The sequence below is a fragment of the Pedobacter sp. genome (assembly GCF_041662865.1).
Classification (GTDB): Bacteria; Bacteroidota; Bacteroidia; order Sphingobacteriales; family Sphingobacteriaceae; genus Pedobacter.
In genome coordinates this window covers 15147-35717 of the sequence record NZ_JBAZRL010000011.1, presented here as the reverse complement: position 1 = coordinate 35717, position 20571 = coordinate 15147, and the positions used below count along the sequence as shown (strand labels likewise).

The window sequence follows — 20571 nt, the reverse complement described above, 5'->3', positions numbered from 1 at the left end:
AATGCTTATTAAGAAGTTATTAGCGGTCGTATTATTTACGTTTTTAGGAATATCAGTAAATGCCCAAGACACTACACAAAAGGTAGTTCCTAATAGAATAAATAGTATTGAACAACAAAAAAAGCCGTATGTAATTTTAATTTCTATTGATGCATTTAGATGGGATCTAGCAGATAAGTACAATGCTAAAAACTTAATTAAACTGAGAGAAAGCGGAGTTCAGGCAGAATATTTAAAACCCTCTTTTCCTTCTTTAACTTTTCCAAATCATTATGGTATTGTAACTGGTTTATATCCTGCGCATCATGGTGTAGTGGATAATATTTTTTACGATAAAAAGAGAGCTATTATCTACAAGAAATCAGATAAAACAATGGCTACAGATAGCTCTTGGTATGGCGGAAAACCACTTTGGGTATTAGCAGAGCAACAAAAAATGTTAAGTGCTATCTTTTATTGGCCAGGGTCAGAAATTTCAATGGATGGCATAAAACCAACTTATTTATACAATTACAGTGAAATTATTCCAATAGATAAACGAGTAGCTGTTGTTAAAGATTGGTTGCAATTGCCAGGAGAAAAACGACCACATTTTATTGCTTTATATTTTCCACAGGTAGATCAAGCAGCACATAAATACAAACCAGAATCAGAAGAAACCAGGAAGGCGGTGCAAATAGTAGATGATGCAGTAGGTAAATTAGTTGATGCGGCTAAATCAACAGGTTTAGCTGTTAATTTTGTTATTTTGTCAGATCATGGCATGTCAGCAATTGATAATGTAAATACAATTCCTCTGCCTAAAGCGATAGATTTAACGCATTTTAAAGTTACACCAGGCAATGCGCTATTACATATATATGCAAATGATAAAGCATTTATTAAACCAACGTATAAAGCATTAAAAGCTGAAGCACAAAACTATGATGTATATCTAAGTAAGAATATCCCCAAAGCCTGGCACTATAATAGAAAAGAAGATACTTACAATAGAGTTGGAGACATATTATTAGTTCCGCATTTACCAAAAGTATTTAATATCAATGGCGTACGACCTGATTTTGGTCAACATGGTTTCGACCCAGCGATTGCTGATATGCATGCAATTTTTTATGCTTGGGGCCCACAGTTTAAACAGAATTTAAAAATCCCTGCATTCGAAAACGTAAATGTTTATCCGCTAATTGCGAAAATTTTAGGGTTAACCTATACCCAAAAAATTGATGGTAAAGAGAAGGTATTATCGCCAATTTTGAAATAAACATATTGTTATTCAGGGTGTAGCGAAGAATCTCATTTGATAAATTCTACTAAGAGATTCCTCCAAAATCGGAATGACAATCAGAATGAGTAACAATTTCGTGTTCGATGCTAAATATGAGTTTCAATTTTTGATATTTATAGCAACCAAACTAAAAACTCAAATGAAGAAATTTTTTACCTCAACGCTTATCGCATTAAGTTTTGTGAGTTTTGCTCAGGCTCAACAACGTTCTCAAGGGCCGAGACCAACTCAGACTGGAACTCCAGCAGCAACAACTTCTGTTAAAGAAGAGCCAAAAATTAACACAAATATTGCCTCAAGAACAATTGTTCCAGAAAGCTCAGTGGTAACCAATCATACGGTAACTATAAGAGGAAAAGCTGTTCCTTACAAAGCTACAACAGGTACTTTGCCAGTTTGGGATGAAGATGGAAAACCAATTGCTGGCTTGTTTTATACCTATTATGAACGCTCGGATGTTCAAAATAGAGAGAGTAGACCTTTAGTAATTTCTTTTAACGGTGGGCCAGGTTCTGCATCAGTTTGGATGCATATTGCTTATACTGGACCAGTTGTTTTAAATATCGATGATGAAGGGTATCCAGTTCAGCCTTATGGCTACAAAGACAATAGTTCATCTATTTTAGATGTTGCCGATATCGTTTACATCGACCCTGTAAATACAGGCTATTCTCGAGCAACAAGCAAAGATGTTCCGGGCACTAAATTTTTTGGTGTAAGAGCTGATATCAAGTATTTAGCAGAATGGTTAAATACATTTGTAACCCGCAACAATCGTTGGGCATCGCCGAAGTTTTTAATAGGAGAAAGTTACGGAACTACACGTGTTTCTGGCTTGGCCTTAGAATTGCAAAGTAACCAATGGATGTATCTAAATGGTGTTATTTTGGTATCGCCAACTGAACTAGGAATGGAAAGAGGAACAGTGCTAGATGCAGCGTTACGTTTACCCTATTTTGCTGCAACCGCATGGTATCACAAAAAATTGCCTGCGGATTTACAAAGCAAAAAATTAACGGATATGCTGCCAGAAGTTGAAAGTTTTACCGTTAATGAACTTATTCCTGCAATTACCAAAGGTGGTTTTTTACCGCAAGCAGATAAACAAAAGATAGCTGCAAAAATGGCTAGATTTTCAGGAATATCTGAAAAGGTAATTATGCAAAATAACTTAGATGTATCTACTAATTTATTTTGGAAAGAACTGTTACGCGATCAAGGATTTACCGTTGGCCGATTAGATTCGAGATATAAAGGAATAGATAGAGCCGATGCTGGTGATGGGCCAGATTACAATGCAGAATTAACATCGTGGTTGCATTCGTTTACACCAGCTATAAATATGTATATCCGCAATGAGCTCAATTATAAAACCGATTTAAAATACAACATGTTTGGTTCAGTTTACCCATGGGATAACACTGGAGATCGTACTGGAGAAAATTTACGTGCTGCAATGGCTCAAAATCCATACTTACATGTACTTGTTCAATCGGGATATTTTGATGGTGCTTGCGATTATTTCAATGCTAAATATAACATGTGGCAAATGGATCCAAGTGGAAAATTAAAAGATAGAATGAGTTGGGAAGGTTATGAAAGTGGACACATGATGTATTTACGCAAACCAGATTTAAAAATGGGGAACGATCATATTAGAGAGTTTATCGAAAAAGCCTTGCCAAAACCAGGAGTTCCTGCAAAGTTTTAATAAAACAGAAAATAATAATCCACAGATTAATAGATTGTCATTGAAAGAAATCTGTTAATCTGTGGCTAAATAATACAAAATGCTTAACTTATCTTAAGTCCTTACTGTTAATTATTCGGTAGTGCTCATTCTTTTATGGAAATTTTATTGCATTATGTTTCGTGATAATTACTTAGTTTTGTGACCCGCTTATGGAACAGATAAAAACATCATTCGATTTCGAAAAGCCTTTAGCTGATTTAATGCAGCAAATTGAAAAGGTAAAGCAAGTTGCCGATAAAACTAAAGTAGATATGTCTGCGACTTTAGCAGAGCTTGACGAAAAGGTGGCTAAAACCAGTAAAAAATTATACAATAACTTAACTGGATGGCAAAAAGTACAAATGTCTCGTCATGCAGAAAGACCACAAACCTTAGATTATATTTCCATGATATGCGATGATTTCATCGAAATGCATGGCGATAGAACCGTAAAAGATGACAAGGCCATTATTGGTGGTTTTGCAACAATTGATGGGCAAACTGTAATGATTATCGGTCATCAAAAAGGAAAAAACACCAAAGAACGTCAATACCGTAATTTTGGTATGGCAAATCCCGAAGGCTATAGAAAAGCCTTACGCTTAATGCGATTGGCCGAAAAATTCAATAAACCAGTAATTTCTTTTATAGATACAATGGGCGCTTACCCAGGTTTAGAAGCAGAAGAACGCGGACAAGGGGAAGCAATTGCACGTAATTTATTAGAAATGTCTGTGTTAAAAGTGCCAATCTTATGTTTTGTAGTGGGAGAGGGTGCATCAGGCGGAGCTTTAGGAATTGGTATTGGCGATAAAGTGTATATGTTAGAACATACATGGTATTCAGTTATTTCACCAGAATCTTGTTCTTCCATTTTATGGAGAAGCTGGGATTTTAAAGAAAAAGCAGCAGAGTGCTTAAAGCTAACATCAGATGATATGTACAAAAACCATTTAATTGATGGTATTGTGAAAGAACCATTGGGTGGGGCGCATCAAAATCCTGAGCTAATGGCTCAAACACTTAAAGGACAAATCGTAAAAGATTTAAAGGAATTGAAAAACGTAAATGCCGATAAACTAATTGCAACTAGAATTGACAAATTCTGTGCAATGGGTGTAGTAGTCGAAAACTAATTCTATTCTATCTAATAAAAAAAGCCATCATGCTAAACGTGATGGCTTTTTTAGTTTTAATCCTTCTCAACCTGACAACTGTCAAACTCAACCTGACAACTGCTGGGTTCAACCTGGCAACTGCCGAGTTCAACCTGACAACTGCTGAGTTCAACCTTACAACTGCCGAGTTCAACCTGACAACTGCTACGCTCGAACTATCAACTGCTATGCTCGAACTATCAACTGCTATGCTCGAACTATTAACTGCTAAGCTCGAACTGGCAACTGCAACAAAATTAAACAACATAAAAAAGCCATCAAACTTAAAAATTTGATGGCTTTTAGTATTCGTCAGTATCATACTGCCAAAATAGTATATTTATTGCTGCGGTGCAGGACCAAAGAATTGACTAAATCTGTTATACAATGCATCATACTGTTTATTCAATTGGTCTGCAAGTTTTGGTTGCTTGTATTGAGCAGCTACCTTAACCATTGGCTCTAAACCGTACATTAATCCCATTTGTAAATTTTGACCTCCAACCAACTGATTCTTGCTTTTCGAAACATCTGCCAAATAGCTAATCTCTTTTTGTATATAGTCAGCCGATTTTTTTAGCAAATTATTTGCCTTTTCAGTTTCACCTAAAATATATAAGTTTTGAGCCATAGTTGGTACGCCCATCATTGTACGAAGACTATAAATTTTGGTGGGCATTACCTCATCATATCTGCGAACTACTTTTTTAGCATCATCAAGTCTACCAGCTTTAATTAAACCAGTAATTAAACTGTTAAACATATTATTAAAAATAGAAACATCATCAGATGATTGCTCATCTAAATAAGAAGCATTTTTAATATTTCCCCACTTAAATTTATTCATGATGTGAGTATACATCGGCTCTAAATTAATAGGCTGTTCTCCAGTATTTGCAATGCTATCTTGCTTTAAAGGCAATAAACGCAAGGTCAAACCTTCGCTATATAAATAATTATCCAAACCATTAAATTGTTCAGATGGAACAGTGCTACAGAAATAAACAGGTCTTTTCCAGTTGTTGTGAGCCAAAATATCTAGCATGGCTAATGTGCCTTTAGTAACAATTCCTTTGTTAAATTTCCATTCCATTACAGGTGTGATATTGCCCATTGCAGATGCAGGTAAAGTGCCCGAGCTAATCACATCTTGTGGATTAACTGTTAATTTCCAGTTTTTAGTTGGAATGAAATTGGTTTTGCTGCCATCTATCAATGGAACTTTATCCTCTGGATTATCAGATAACAAAAGATCTACAATTTGTTTCAATTCTACAGAACCCTGAATTTGGAACTCTTTATAATACATCGCATCTCTTACACCAGAAACATATTGCGATGGTTTCATGGTAATAGGCAACGGCTCCGATTCATGTACTTTTCTTCTCATTCCATTGATGTACCAATCTGTATCAAACAAACTTAAATTCACCAAGCGTATATCTGGGCGAACATTTTCAACTTCTTGAATGTACCATAATGGGTACGTATCGTTATCTCCATAAGTGAAAAGAATCGCATTTGGTGCGCAAGATTCCATATAACTTACAGCAATATCGTGTGCAACCATTTTTGTAGAACGATTATGATCATCCCAACCTTGGCTAGCCATTAAAACTGGCGCACAAAGTAAAGCAATTGCAGTAGCGCCGATAGCGGCATTTTTTACGCTTAATTTTTTAAATACCCATTCCTTTATCGCCAATACCCCAAGCCCTATCCAAATGGCAAAGGCATAAAATGAACCTACATAAGCATAATCCCTTTCTCTTGGTTCCATTGGTTTCTGGTTTAGATATAAAACAATCGCTAAACCCGTACAGAAAAACAATAAACCTATAATACCACCATCCTCTGGTTTACGTTTAAAATGCCAAATTGCACCTAATAAGCCTAAAATTAGTGGTAAAAAGAAAAAGCGATTGTAAGCAGTACTTTCTTTAATAGAAGGAGGTAAATTAGTTTGATCCCCTAGATTTAAAGCATCAATAGGTTTAATTCCACTCAATGATCTGCCTTCATATAAACTCCCTTGACCTTGTATTTCATTTTGACGGCCAACAAAATTCCACATGAAATAACGCATATACATTAACCCAACTTGATAACGGGCAAAAAAGCCAACATTATCAAAAAAGGTTGGGAAATGAGTTTGATCAAAACCCATCATATCTTGATAATATTTAACATGTCTTTCGTCATCGCTATACATTCTTGGAAACAGAACTTCGTGCTGTAAGCGTTTAATACTATCAGGGAAATTTTCATTTTCACCATAAATATGATCAGATTTTATACCTGCTACTTCATATTTAGTTGCACCTTTTCTATAAATTTTTCCACCTGGGATATTAATAGGATTGCTACCGTCATCATTATATTTAGGAATAGAATTGTAATTCGGTCCAACTAATAATGGTCTATCTCCATATTGTTCGCGGTTTAAGTAACTTAAAAATGAAAATGCATTATCTGGATCACTATTATTTAAATTAGGTTTAGCCTGTGCCCTAATTACGATCATAGCAAAAGAACCATAGCCAAAAATCACTAACACAGTTGATAATAAAGCTAAGTTTAAAATCCTTTTTTGGTGTTTAATGGAATAACGAATACCCCAAACTAAGCCGCCAATTAATAAAAGAGCAAAGAAAAGTACGCCAGTACCAAATCCTAAACCTAAAGTATTTACAAAGAAAAGATCGAAATAAGCGCCAGCTGAAACTAAATATTGGATAATGCCATATTGTATGATCGCTAATATAACGACACCAATTCCGAAAGTTTTAAAAATACCTGTCGTAGTTGGTTTGGCTGTTTTTTTGAAATAATAGACAAAAGCAATAGCTGGTATAGTTAATAAGTTTAACAGGTGAATACCAATTGAAAGCCCCATAATATAGGCAATAAAAAGTAACCACTTATCTGCTCTTGGTTCATCTGCAATGGCTTCCCATTTTAAAATAGCCCAAAAAACAATAGCTGTAAATAACGATGAAAGTGCATAAACCTCTGATTCTACCGCAGAGAACCAAAAACTATCAGAAAAAGTATAAGCTAATGCACCAACAGCACCAGCGCCCATTATGCTTATTAAATTGCCTGTGCTAATCTCTTCATTAGCTTTTATCAAAACTTTTTTAGCGAGGGCAGTGATTGTCCAGAACAAGAATAAAATAGTAGCTCCACTGGCAATTGCCGAGCCTAAATTCATGAAATAAGCAACTTTAGTTACATCGCCCATGGCGAAAATAGAAAAGAAGCGTTGAATCATTAAGAATAAAGGTGCGCCAGGTTGGTGCACTACTTGCATTTTTAATGCCGACGCAATGAACTCTCCACAATCCCAAAAACTTACTGATGGTTCTAAAGTTAAAATGTAGGTTAAAGTGGCTATAAAGAAACAAATCCAGCCGACTATGTTGTTTATTTTTGAATAGTTCATTGTATAAATGGATAAAAATAAATGCCTTAATACATAAAAATGCAGCCGAAAATAAAGAAATAGATTGATATAAATACAAATAGTTAAGGTCTTTTAACAAAAATTAACCCTTTTTTAACGCAACAAATAAGCTTTTATAATTATTTGAAAATTTTTTGATTTGGGGCTTGCAGCTATAAAAAATAAGCGTAAATTTGCATTCCATTTCAGAACAACGATTTGGGAAATGATTGCCCGATAGTATAAAGGTAGTACAACGGTTTTTGGTACCGTTTGTCTAGGTTCGAATCCTGGTCGGGCAACAAAACATATTCGGATTGTGAACAAAAACGCAATCCGATTTTTTTTAACCAGCATTGATACCCGCGAAATCATGCCATTGCAATTTAACCCAGTTAAAATTTTTGCCGGAAGCGGTACAAAAGATTTAGCACAAAAAATTGCCGAAGCTTACGGCAAACCACTAGGGGACGTAACTTTAAGTCGGTTTAGCGATGGCGAGTTCCAACCTTCTTTTGATGAATCAATAAGAGGATGTGATGTTTTCTTGGTTCAATCTACTTATCAGCCAAGCGATAATTTAATGGAACTGTTGCTAATGATTGATGCCGCTAAAAGAGCGTCAGCACATTACATCACGGCAGTTGTACCCTATTATGGTTTAGCTCGTCAAGATAGAAAAGATAAGCCACGTGTGGCAATTGGAGCAAAGTTGGTTGCTAATTTATTAAAGTCTGCAGGTATTCATCGTATCATGACAATGGATTTGCATGCAGCACAGATACAAGGTTTCTTTGATATTCCGGTAGATCACTTAGATGGATCGGTTATTTTTGTTCCTTATATCAAAAGCTTAGGCTTAAAGAATTTAACAATTGCTTCGCCAGATATGGGCGGATCATACAGAGCTCGTACTTTTGCAAAGTTTTTTAATGCAGAGGTTGTAATTTGTGATAAGCGTCGTTTACGTGCCAATGAAATCGAATCAATGTCGATTATTGGAGATGTAACTGGACAAGATATTGTGTTAATGGATGATATTTGCGATACCGCAGGTACATTAGCTAAAGCAGCTGCTTTAATTATGGAAAACGGCGCAAATAGTGTGAGAGCAGTTTGTACGCATGCCGTTTTATCTGGCAAAGCATATGAAACTATAGAAAACTCGATGTTAGAAGAATTAATCGTAACTGATACTATTCCGTTAAAACAAGAGAGTGCTAAAATTAAAGTATTGAGTACGGCTAAATTATTTGCAAAAGCAATTGCCAATGTAAATGAGCATGGCTCGATAAGTGACCTATTTAGGGTTTAATTAAGAATTTTAACAATAAATAAATATAAAATGAAAACAATCGCAATTAGCGGTTCTCCAAGAGAGAACGTAGGGAAACGCGATGCTAAAGAGCTTCGCTATGAAGGTAAAGTTCCTGCAGTATTGTATGGTGGTAAAGAGCAAGTTCACTTTGCTGTATTAAGTACCGATTTAAACGAAGCTATTTACACTCCAGAAGCTAACTTTTTAGAAATCACTATTGGTGGTGCTAAAACTAAAGCTATCATTAAAGAAGCTCAATTTCATCCATTAACAGATTTATTATTACATGTAGATTTTCTTCAATTATTTGATGATAAAGAAATTGTAATGGAAATTCCTGTTAAATTAACTGGAACTTCTCCAGGTGTTAAAATGGGTGGTAAATTGGTTCAAAAACTACGTAAATTACGTGTAAAATCATTGCCTAAAAACATGCCTCAAGTAGTTGAAGTAAGTATTGATAAAATGGAGGTTGGAAACTTATTCCGCGTTCGTGATTTGCAAAAGGGTGATTATGTTGTAACTAACACTCCAGAAGATACAATCGTTTCTGTTGGTATGTCTAGAGCATTAAAACAAGCAGAAACTGAAGCAGCTAAAGGTAAATAATTTAGTTGGCGGCTGCTAGTTAGCAGATATCAAGAAAAAGCGATGCAAGAGAAATTTTGCATCGCTTTTTGTTTAGTAAGACGATAAAATCAGAAATGAAAACGGTTAACTAAAACTACAAACTTCTTTTTATCTTTACAGAATGAAATACCTCATTGTTGGCTTAGGGAATATTGGCCCAGAATATGCTAACACCCGACACAATATCGGTTTTAATATTGCTGATGAATTAGTGAAAGATTTAAACGGAAGTTTTGAGCTTTTACGATTCGCTTATTATGCGGAAGTAAGTTTTAAGGGCAAGAAATTGCATGTGATAAAGCCCACCACATTTATGAATTTAAGTGGCAAAGCGGTTAACTATTGGATGAAGGATTTGAAAATTGCACCAGAAAATGTATTGGTTTTGGTTGATGATTTGGCTTTGCCTTTAGGTAAATTGAGAATGAAATTACAAGGCAGTAGTGCCGGACATAATGGTTTAAAAAGCATTGAAGAAGTTTGCGGCGGCCAAAATTATGCCCGCTTGCGTTTTGGAATTAGTGATAATTTTAGAAAAGGTCAACAAGCTGATTACGTATTGGGTTTGTTCGATAAAGATGAACAAAAAGAATTGCCAACTTTAATAAATAGGGGCGTAACCATGATTAAAAGTTTTGTAACTATCGGTCCTGCCCAAACTATGACTTTGTTTAATAAATAACTATTTATTTCAAATAGATTTTAATTTTTTGATGTAAAATAGCAGGTTTAAAAGGTTTACTTAAGATATCATTTGCTCCAGCTTTTACTGAAGTCTCTTTATCAGTTTCAAGTACGCCAGCTGTAAAGGTAATAATTGGTATATTTTCTTTACCAGGAATGTAACCAGATCTAATTTTTTCTGTTGCTTCTAATCCATTCATCCCTGGCATATAAGTGTCCATTAAAATTACATCATAGTTATTTGTTTTAAGTATTTCTAAAACATCTAATCCATTAACAACCACATCCGAATTTACTTCCCATCCATCTAATACTTTTAGTAATACGAACTTATTAATTACATTATCTTCTGCAACTAAAACTTTTAATCCTTTTAAAGATGATAAAACTTCGGTTTCATTTATTTTATTAGCATCTTGTTTCGCTTTATCATCAGCTATAAATTCATACCATTTTGTAAAACTAAAGGTGCTTCCTTCACCTTCTTTACTGGTTAGTTCAAGTGTGCCACCTTTTAATTCTACTAGTTTTTTCACAATGGATAGACCTAATCCAGTTCCCCCATGTTGCGCAATGGTATGATCTTCAATTTGTTCAAACTTATCAAATATTTTGGCTTGATCTGCTGATGAAATACCTATTCCAGAATCGCTAACAGAAAAACGAATTTGCACAGTATTTGTCTTTCTACCTAAAACTTCAGCTTTAAGTTTAATTTCTCCCTTTTGAGTAAATTTTACAGCATTGCTTAATAAATTCATAAAAATTTGATTCAAGCGTAGCGAATCAGCGATAATTATTTCAGGTAAATTATCAGCTATTTCTAATTTTAAGTCTAGCTTTTTTTCTTTAGCTCTAATGTCTAATAAGTTTGTCGCTTGAGTTAAAATAAGTCTGATATTTGTTTCAGCATAGTTAATTCTAAATTTACCGGCTTCAATTTTAGAAATGTCTAAAATATCATTAATTACCCCAAGCAATGATTCTGATGAAACTTCTAAAAGATTTAACATCTCTTTTTGATCACTGTTTAGCTCGCTTTTTTTCAAGAGATTTATTAAGCCAATAATACCATTTATAGGAGTGCGAATTTCATGACTCATGTTTGCCATGAAATTTTCTTTAGCTTTTTTGCCGAGTTCAGCTTCATTTTTAGCTTTAATAAGCTCTTTCTGAAATTTTTCTAATTGTTGGTTTTTGCTTTTAATTTCTCGTTGAGTGCGAATAAGTTGAATGAATGAATCTACTTTTGCAGATGTAACATAAGGATCAAGTGGTTTATATAAGTAGTCAATTGCCCCAGCATTTAAACCTTTAAGTGCATATTTAACTTCAAGAGATATGGCAGTTACAAAAATTACCATAATATCTTGAGTTTTGGCGTTACTTTTCAATATTTCTACCAATTCAAAACCATTCATGTCTGGCATTTGTACATCTACAAGAGCAAGTGCAATATCTTTTTCCCAGCAAATTCTTAACGCTTCATTGGGCGAAGTTGTGGATATAATATTGATATCCTGTTGATCTAAAATTGCTTCTAATGCAATAATATTTTCAGGTTTATCATCTACAATTAAAAGATTGACTTTATTCATTTTAAACTTGTTTTAATTAATTTTTTGGTAGATATTATTCTTTTTGTCAATTATTTTAAATTTTTTTAAGAGCTCATTATCTCTAATACTTTCTTTTGTGCCAAGGCATAGAAAACCAAAATTTGCTAAGCTATTATAAAATAATCGGATCACATTTGATTGCAGTTCGGTGTTAAAATAAATCAACACATTTCGACAGCAAATCATTTGAAATTCATTAAATGGCCCATCGCAAACTAAGTTGTGCATAGAAAAAAAGATGTTTTTTTTAAGCTTTCTACTCATCGAAGCAGCATCATATTTTGCTGTATAATAATTTGCTAAAGAGTTTCCTGATCCAATTTGAATATAGTTTTCTGAATAACTTTTCATTTTTTTGAGATCGTATATTCCTTCCTTGGCTTTCATCAAAACATCTTGGTTAATGTCTGTTCCATATAAAAAACTGCGTTCATATAGATTTTCTTCAAAAAGTAAAATGGATAAAGAATAGATTTCCTCTCCGGTAGAACACCCAGCACTCCAAATTTTAATGTGTTGATATGATTTTAAATAAGGAAAAACTTTTTCTTTTATCGATTTGAAAAAAGAAGGATCTCTAAACATTTCAGTAACATTTACTGTAACTTCTGTTAAAAAGAAATCGAAATATGTAGTATCATTTATGAGGTGATTGCTCAAGTCGAAATAATCCAATTTTTGCAAATCCATAATACGATTGATGCGGCGTTTAAGTGAAGCCATCGTATAATTGCTAAAATCAAAGCCATATACTTTTTTAATCAGAAAAATTAGTGTCTGTAATTCTTCATCAGAAATACCATCTCCAGTTTTCTTAGGTATACTTTTCATTTTGCATTTAACTTAACCAAACACGAAGCATTGATAACAGTTTATCTACATCAACAGGTTTAGAAACGTAATCATTTGCCCCTGCTTCAATGCATTTTTCACGATCGTATTTCATTGCTTTTGCAGTTAATGCGATAATAGGTAGGTTGGTGAGTTTCTTTTGTGCTCTAATTTTACGCATAGCCTCATATCCATCCATTTCTGGCATCATGATATCCATCAATACTAAATTAATTTCAGGATGTTTTTCCAATTTTTGTAATGCTTCTATACCATTATTCGCAATGATTATCTTTATATCGTAAGAATGTAATGCGCTAGATAGCGCAAATATATTACGCATATCATCATCGGTAATTAAGATTACCTTTTCTTTTAATGCTTTTTCTAATGTAGTTGCCGCTGGTCTTTTTGCTGTATTATTTTGTGGTCTGTTTGAAACAACTGCAGGACTTTGCAATTTATTAATGAATAAACTAACTTCATCCAATAACCTGTCATTAGATTTGTTTGTTTTTAAAACCATGGCTTCAGTATACTGCATAATATGAGCCATTTCATTTCTATCCAATTCCATTGCTGTATTGATAATCACAGGAATGTGTTTTAGCTCTTCCTTCATTTTAATTTGATCTAAAAGATCAAATCCATTGATATCTGGAAGTTTCAAATCTAAAATTATGCAATCAAAATGGTGACCTTCTAAAAGCTTCAATGCGTCTTTACCAGTAAATGCTTGTGCGACTTTCGCTCCCTTTTTTTCTAATTGCTCTGTTAAATTATTGTTTTGTAAGACTTGATCTTCTATTACCAATACATTTTTAAAATCGTACTGATGTTGAACACTTAATAAATCTAAAGCCTGATCTAATTTTTCCTTTTCAATAGGTTTTTTAAGAAAGCCAATTGCACCTTCTTTTTTTGCTTTTGTTTCTTTTTCATCTCCTGCAGACATCATATGTACTGGAATGTGTTGAGTAGCTGGATTTGACTTTAATTTTTTAAGGATAGTCCATCCATCGATAACGGGCAACATTACATCTAAAACAATGGCATCAGGTAATAATTTGGTTGCCATTTCTAATCCTTTATCTCCACTATGTGCTAAAATTGGATGAAATCCTTTTTCTAACGCATAAGTTTTTAAGATATCAGCAAATTCAATATCATCTTCTATAATTAATAAACTGTTGTCTTTACTTGCAGTGGAAATCGGATTTGGATTGATTTCTGGTATAATAGTTTGAATATTCTGAGTTTCTTCAGGCAAATCAATAGGCTCTGTGGCTCCGGTATCTAAATCTTGAACGATAAATAAAGTGAATGTACTACCAACACCTTGTTCGCTTTCTACATGAATTTCTCCCCCTAATAAACTTGCTAATTCTTTACTAATAGATAATCCAAGACCAGTTCCTCCAAATTTTCTACTTGTTGAACCATCTTCTTGTTGAAAAGCTTCAAAAATTACCTTTTGTTTATCTTTAGAAATACCAATTCCAGTATCGCTAACAGTAAAAGATAAGTGCTTTTCTTTTTTCTTTTTTGAATTATTATCGTTTTTCAGTTGATTTGAATTAGCTAATCCAATGGTTAAACTAATTTTCCCTTTCTCTGGTGTAAATTTAAATGCGTTTGATAATAGATTTTTAATAATTTGCTCTAATCTAGTCTGATCTGATGTAAAATTAATTGGTAAATCTGGATTTAAATTTATGTTGAAATCTATTTTTTTATGATTTGCCAATTCTGTAAACAACGATTCGAGATTATTCTTGATTTCAACAGGCTTAATCTTTTCTACATGCAGATCAATGTTGCCAGATTCTATTTTTGATAAATCTAAGATGTCGTTAATTAGGTTCAATAGATCATTACCAGCATTGTGAATTACGCCAGCATATTTTATTTGTTCTTCAGATAAATTATTAGGCCTGTTTTCCTTTAATATCCTAGCTAAAATTAAAATACTATTTAATGGAGTTCTGAGCTCATGGCTCATGTTTGCTAAAAACTCAGATTTGTATTTACTGCTTAATTCTAACTCTTCAGCTTTAATGCTTATGGCTTCTTTAGCTTCATTAATTAATATGTTACGTTCTTCGAGTAGTTGTGCTTTTTCTTCTAGTTCTGCATTTGTTTGTTGCAACTCCTCTTGTTGTACCCTAAGTTCTTCTTCTGATGCTTGCAATGCATCCGTTTTATACATTAATTCTTCATTAGTCGTACGTAACTCTTCTTGCTGACTTGCCAACTCTTCTGCTTGTTGTTGAGTTTGCTCAAATAATTCTCTTAATTGCAAATGTGCTAATGCGCTATGTAATGCTATTCCTATGTTTTCGGCAATATTGCTAATGAGTTGGAGTTTGTTTTCTTGAGGTTTAATTAAAAAGCCAAGTTCGGCTACTGCAATTGTTTTATTCTCGAAGATGATAGGTGCTAAAAATAAATACGCTGGATGAGTATCGCCTAATGCAGAACTTACTTTAATGTAGTCTTTAGGAATTTCGCCAATAAATTTTGATTTCTTTTCAACAGCCGTTTGACCTACTAAACCCTCTCCGAATTTGACATGATTTTTTTGTTTGCTTTGATAAGCATAAGAGCCAGTGAGGTATAGAATTTTTCTTTTATCATCTACTAAATATAAAGCTCCAATTACAGAATCAATATAATTTCCAATTTTTGAAATGATATTAGAAGAAAGTTCTTCTATCTCTTGCTCTCCTTGCATTGCCTCGTTAATTTCGGCAGCTCCAGTTAAAAGCCAGTTGTGGTGTTCATTTAATGCAGAAACTTGCGCTAATTCTGTATTTGTACTTAAAATTTGTCGTTCAGTTTCTTTTTGTTGATCGAATGTGCGCCTTATATAGGAAAGAAGAAATAAAATTAGTACGAAAATTATGAAAGAACTTGATAAAACTATAACAATGGTTTGTTGACTTTTTTCTTCATTTTCCTTTTTTCGTTGTTGTAGTAATGCTAATTCTATATTAATGAAAGTTTCTGTAATTCTTAAAAAATTACGTTTAACCTTTTGTCCTCTATCAGTTAAAATTTCATCACGTCCAGCCTCAAAACCAATAGTTTCAGCCTTTTGAATGATATTTTTCATGTCTTCAACTTTTAATCCTGCATAATATTCAATACTATCAGCCCTAAAAGATTGCTCAGGATTATCTTTAATAAGTGTTTTTAAAACTTCTACGTTCTTTAAAACTTGATTTATGCTTTTATTGTAGGGGTTTTTATAAGATGCTCTTTGAGTAATGATATACCCTCTTAATCCAGTTTCAGCATTAATTAATTCCGTTTTTGTTTTTTCGGCAGTATTAATAACCTTATAGGTATGTTCTATCCAATTAGAACTTTCATTAAAAGATCTTATGCTTAAATAAGATGCTAACGCAGCTATAAAGACAAATATAAGCGAAACTGCAAAACCAGTTAACACTTGTTGTTTGAATGACAGTTTAAACATTTTAAAAGGGATGATGAAATAGCTTAATTTTAAAGCTCTAAGATAGTACTTTAGCGAAATGTTGACTAAAGATATTCACTTTCAAAAAATAAAAGTTTAAACAGTTAGTTTTTTACTAGAATAGTTTAAGATTTGGAAGATAAGTTGTACCAATTGGAAGAGATTCTTGGCCAATCCAAACTTGTGAGCGATCATATTTGCTGATTTTATTTTTTGCAACTATAAATGCCCGATGTGTACGGATAAATTGTTTACTCGGTAAAAGTTCTGTCAACTCATTTATCGTGATTCTAGAACTCAATAATTTATCGTTTGCTAAATGAATTTGTGTGTAATTTCCAGAAGCCTCTATGTATAAAATATCTGATAAAAGCACCTTTACCTGCTCATAACCATCTTTTATAAAAATAAAATCAGCTTTGCTTTCTGGATTTTGGTTACGCAGATCGAAAAGCTCTTTTGCTTTATTGCATGCCTTTAAAAATCTAAATAATGAAAAAGGTTTTAACAGATAATCAACAGCGTCAAGTTCAAAACTTTGTACGGCATGTTCGCTGTAAGCCGTTGTAAAAATTACCATTGGTGGTTTACTTAATGCTTTTAAGAAATCAATTCCACTAATATCAGGCATTTTGATGTCCAAAAAAATCAAATCAACTTTGTTTTGTTGTAAGTAGGTGATAGCCTCAAAAGCATTAGTAAATTGAGCATTTAAATCTATAAAAGGCACTTTGCTAGCATGAGCTGCAACTATGTCTAAAGCTATGGGTTCATCGTCTATTGCAATTGCAATCATTCTATTTAATTAATGCTAACAATTATTTTATTTCAAAAAATTCTCTAATTGTGAATAAAGTTGTTCTTTTGAACTTGGTCTATTTGCTTTTGTAACTGCTAATTTCCCATCCTTGTCAAATATAAAATATTGAGGATAATATTCAGCTTTATCTATTGCATTTGCTAATAATTCTTTCCAAATAGGAGCTATTGTTTGCCTGTTTTTACGCAAATGAATCCCTTCCATTTTATTAATTTTGATGAATTCTCGCCAAGAAACATCCTTGTATTCTTCGTCCATATCTAGATAGATAAAAACTACATCTTTATCTTTAAAACGAGATTTTAATTCAGGAATAAATGTTAATTCTTCTTTACAAGGTCCGCACCAAGTTCCCCAAATATCTAAATAAACTACCTTTCCTTTAAATGGTTTAAGGACCTCTTCGATAGAATTAATCTTTTCGAAACCATCAATGATTTTGATGTTGGCATTGGTCTCATTTTCAATTAATGTTTGGTATAAACTAGTTGTTTTAGAAACAATATCTTGGTGATGAATGCTGCTTGGGAATTGTCTGTTAAATGCATTGGAAAGTCCTTCAAAGGGTCTTAAATCTTTATCATGATATAGATTTATTAATTGTTGATAGGTATATTCTTCTACAATAGCTGAAGGAAAATTATGGGTTGCGCCAATCCATCTCCAATAGTTTTTATCGAATTTCTTAACAATTACATTTGCACTATCTAAACTAATCCCAAAGTACGGAACAGGTTGATTTGAAGGAATTTTTTCTGCCTTGATCTTTATAAAAGCTTTCGTTTCTAAAAAGCGAATGTAATTATCTACGAAAGCAAAATATTGAGGGCCTGTTGGGAAAACCTGTGGTTTTAAGTCGGCGTTATTAAAAACTTCAAGAATTAAACTGTCTACAACTGTACGATTAGCTGTTTGTGTTCTGGCTAAGTCATTAAGGTAATTGTAAGCAATTGATCTTAATTCCGTGGCAATTAACAATTTGGTTTTAGGTGAAATTGCAGAGGTATTAACTACCTTGATTTTATTATCACGTTGTGTAAAATAAGGTTTTAAAACCTGTTCTTTTAATTGTGAAAATGAGAGCTTAGAGAATTCATTGTTCCCTTCGTTTTTTAAAAAGAAAGGGTACTCTTCAACATTAACCTTTTGCATCACCTTACTTTCTAGTAAAGCCGTTCCTCCAATTAAAGTTAGTGTGGTGTCTTTTAAATTAGCTATTAAGTTTTTACCAGGAATTAACAAGAATGTATGAAACTTTCTTTTGTAAATGATATTTGCAAACTTGGTTTCCCTTATAGGTAAAACGAAATTGAAAGAACCATCTTTTCCTATTGGAATTTGAAGAGAATTCTCTTTATGAAATCCAAAAACCAAAGGAATATTAACTTTCAGTTCTTCTTTTCCATCATAGTTTAAAATTTTGCCACTTAATTTAAATTGAGCGACAGCTGTTGCACAATAAACAGATGTTATTGCCAAGAGAATAATTCTTTTGAAGCGCATGATTTACAGCTGAATGGTTAGATGAATAAAAAACTCTTTGGCGCTTTCACGGATAATTAACTCATGCTTACCTGGATAAAGTAATGCCAAACGTTGTTTAACATTTGCTAAACCAATACCACTTTTTAACTTTTCTGGATCGTTATCTGGTTTAATATGAATGCTGTTATGAACATCAAAATAAAGCGTATTCTCTTTTGTTTGTAAGGTCACTTTAATATGAGAGGGTTGTTGTAAACTGATGCCATGTTTAAATGCATTTTCTACGAAAGGAATTAACAACATCGGCGCAATTTGTAGATTATTTAATTGCTCATCAATTTGCGTTTCAATTACAATATCAGCGGATCTTGATGTTCTTAGTTTTTGGAGTGAAATGTAATTTTCTAGGTAATCAACATCCCGTGTTAACGAAATTTTTTCCTGTACGTTTTCATGCAACATAAAGCGCATCATATCACCTAGTTTTTGTATTCCTTCGCCTGTTCTTTCTGCATTTTCTTGTAAAGCTGTTCCGTATAGCGTGTTCAATGCATTAAACAAAAAGTGTGGATTGATTTGCGATTGTAAGAAGCTTAAAGAAGCATCAGATTTTCCTAACTCAGTTCTTAAAGAAGTTAATTCGTTATTACTTGCTAAACGCCTTTTGTATACATACCAAGCCAATGGCGCACTAATAATCAATTGTGTAGGTAAATGGAATAAAAACACAACTAAAACACCTTCAGGTCTGGTGTAAAAAAAGAACATTGAAATAAAGCTCATCGGCACTGCCAAAAGAATGCTGATAAAAAATACTTGCCAAAAAAACGATTTAAATTTTTTGCCTTGAGCGTAAATAAAAGGAAGTAAATAATAGATGGAGTAAATGATGATGCCAATGGTTGAAAAGATTACCAAGGTCCAAATAACAATTATTTCAAACGCAGATCTCGTGGTTAGCCATAACAACATTCCAACAAACCAAAATGCTAATCCTACGCCAATATCTAACCTCATTTGGTATTGGCTTTGAGTATTTTTATCCTTGTGTTCAATCATGTAGATGATAAAACCTTTACCACAAGCATAAGCTGATATTAAGATGATTAGCCAGATTGAATAGCTAAAACTACTAAAGAAAATGCGGTTGTAGGCCTGTTGTAATGTATCGTATTGAACCAATAAATATGCATCTGTATAGGTTGTACAAACTCCATTAACTAGCCCAATAAATACAGTAAAAACTAAAATTAGAGTGTAATTGAGGATTTCATTCCTTCTTTGAATAAGGGCTGGGATGATGCAGAAATTAAGCAATAAAAAAGTGAAATAAATAATAGAAATTCGAAAAATTCCAGGCACAAAGTAATTTGAAAAATAGGAGTAAGAAACTTTTGCTTCTCTAAAAGAATAATAATCAAAACCATGATTTCTATTACTTGTATTAGAAATGAGAACGATGATGGCAAATGCATATAATATCGTCGCAATCCAAAATTCTCCCTTTTGTAGATCTTTTAATTTCATAATTGTGAGTTTGATAGCGCAATTTTAAGAACTGTAAATCTATCGATTATAAAAATGTGATAAACCAGTATAAAAATGTGATGAAATTGTAAGTTTTAGTAAGAATTGCACTAAATGTTAATGATTTTGCTCTCAGACTTATAACTTAGGGCTCATAATTTATAACTCAAAAATGATAGTATACGGCATCCCAAATTGCAATACAGTTAAAAAAGCACAAGATTGGTTAAAAGCCAATCAACAAGATTTTGAATTTCATGATTTTAAAAAGAAAGGTGTGACTGCCGAGAAATTAACGGAGTGGTTTAACACTTTTGGTTGGGAGAAAGTAATCAATAAAAATGGATTAACGTTTAAAAAATTGAGCAAAGAGGAACAATCTGCAATTAATTCGGCTGATAATGCAATTGTTTATTTAATGCAAAATACAAGTGCCATTAAACGCCCAATTGTAGAGCAAAATGGTAAAGCAATTCTAATTGGTTTTGCAGAAGATATGTATAAAGAAAAACTAAAATAATTTACAGCTGTTCATAAATTGATTTCATTCTGTTAAA

15 protein-coding genes and 1 tRNA gene are annotated in these 20571 nt (G+C 33.0%); 9 read left to right on the top strand and 7 right to left on the bottom strand.

The features are described from left to right. Position 1 precedes the first annotated feature (1 nt). The 4 genes from WC622_RS06000 to WC622_RS05985 all read left to right on the top strand — a co-directional run bounded on the left by WC622_RS06000 (position 2) and on the right by WC622_RS05985 (position 4470). Complete coding sequence (locus WC622_RS06000) at positions 2 to 1261, top strand: ectonucleotide pyrophosphatase/phosphodiesterase (protein ID WP_372818244.1); 1260 nt, start codon at positions 2 to 4, stop codon at positions 1259 to 1261. Between the two features lie 163 nt (positions 1262 to 1424). Further along, positions 1425 to 2996, top strand: a complete 1572-nt coding sequence (locus tag WC622_RS05995; protein WP_372818242.1) for a S10 family peptidase — start codon at positions 1425 to 1427, stop codon at positions 2994 to 2996. Positions 2997 to 3187: 191 nt separating this feature from the next. Then, positions 3188 to 4153, top strand: a complete 966-nt coding sequence (locus WC622_RS05990; RefSeq protein ID WP_372818240.1) for an acetyl-CoA carboxylase carboxyltransferase subunit alpha — start codon at positions 3188 to 3190, stop codon at positions 4151 to 4153. 41 nt (positions 4154 to 4194) lie between these two features. Further along, complete coding sequence (locus tag WC622_RS05985; protein ID WP_372818238.1) at positions 4195 to 4470, top strand: hypothetical protein; 276 nt, start codon at positions 4195 to 4197, stop codon at positions 4468 to 4470. Positions 4471 to 4514: 44 nt separating this feature from the next. On the opposite strand, the gene WC622_RS05980 is transcribed toward WC622_RS05985, so the two are convergent. Then, on the bottom strand, positions 4515 to 7619 hold the full coding sequence (locus tag WC622_RS05980) for a protein O-mannosyl-transferase family (RefSeq protein WP_372818236.1): 3105 nt from the start codon (positions 7617 to 7619) through the stop codon (positions 4515 to 4517). 231 nt (positions 7620 to 7850) lie between these two features. On the opposite strand from WC622_RS05980, the gene WC622_RS05975 reads away from it, so the two are divergent. From WC622_RS05975 to pth, 4 genes are all read left to right on the top strand, one after another. Then, positions 7851 to 7921, top strand: a tRNA-Gln gene (locus WC622_RS05975). A 71-nt stretch (positions 7922 to 7992) separates the two neighbouring features. Continuing rightward, on the top strand, positions 7993 to 8934 hold the full coding sequence (locus WC622_RS05970) for a ribose-phosphate pyrophosphokinase (protein ID WP_372818299.1): 942 nt from the start codon (positions 7993 to 7995) through the stop codon (positions 8932 to 8934). 30 nt (positions 8935 to 8964) lie between these two features. After that, complete coding sequence (locus WC622_RS05965) at positions 8965 to 9546, top strand: 50S ribosomal protein L25/general stress protein Ctc (protein ID WP_372818234.1); 582 nt, start codon at positions 8965 to 8967, stop codon at positions 9544 to 9546. Between the two features lie 142 nt (positions 9547 to 9688). Further along, positions 9689 to 10249: an aminoacyl-tRNA hydrolase gene (gene pth / locus WC622_RS05960; RefSeq protein WP_372818232.1), complete on the top strand. Its 561-nt coding sequence runs from the start codon at positions 9689 to 9691 to the stop codon at positions 10247 to 10249. Positions 10250 to 10253: 4 nt separating this feature from the next. Here pth and WC622_RS05955 read toward each other — a convergent pair whose 3' ends face one another. The 6 genes from WC622_RS05955 to WC622_RS05930 form a co-directional block, all read right to left on the bottom strand. Then, positions 10254 to 11849, bottom strand: coding sequence for a response regulator (locus WC622_RS05955; protein WP_372818230.1), 1596 nt, complete (start codon positions 11847 to 11849; stop codon positions 10254 to 10256). Positions 11850 to 11861: 12 nt separating this feature from the next. Next, positions 11862 to 12701, bottom strand: a complete 840-nt coding sequence (locus WC622_RS05950; protein ID WP_372818228.1) for a protein-glutamate O-methyltransferase CheR — start codon at positions 12699 to 12701, stop codon at positions 11862 to 11864. Between the two features lie 7 nt (positions 12702 to 12708). Next, complete coding sequence (locus tag WC622_RS05945) at positions 12709 to 16182, bottom strand: response regulator (protein WP_372818226.1); 3474 nt, start codon at positions 16180 to 16182, stop codon at positions 12709 to 12711. Positions 16183 to 16297: 115 nt separating this feature from the next. Continuing rightward, entirely contained in the window at positions 16298 to 16978 is a 681-nt protein-coding gene (locus tag WC622_RS05940) for a LytR/AlgR family response regulator transcription factor (RefSeq protein ID WP_372818224.1), read from the bottom strand. A gap of 27 nt (positions 16979 to 17005) precedes the next feature. Then, positions 17006 to 18505 (bottom strand): TlpA family protein disulfide reductase, encoded by a 1500-nt coding sequence (locus WC622_RS05935; protein WP_372818222.1) that lies wholly within the window; start codon positions 18503 to 18505, stop codon positions 17006 to 17008. A gap of 3 nt (positions 18506 to 18508) precedes the next feature. Then, on the bottom strand, positions 18509 to 20014 hold the full coding sequence (locus WC622_RS05930; protein ID WP_372818220.1) for a sensor histidine kinase: 1506 nt from the start codon (positions 20012 to 20014) through the stop codon (positions 18509 to 18511). A gap of 172 nt (positions 20015 to 20186) precedes the next feature. Here WC622_RS05930 and WC622_RS05925 point away from each other — a divergent pair, with 172 nt between their 5' ends. Next, the gene (locus tag WC622_RS05925) at positions 20187 to 20534 is read left to right on the top strand and encodes a Spx/MgsR family RNA polymerase-binding regulatory protein (protein WP_372818218.1); all 348 of its coding nucleotides are present in this window, start codon (positions 20187 to 20189) and stop codon (positions 20532 to 20534) included. The last annotated feature ends 37 nt before the right edge of the window (positions 20535 to 20571 follow it).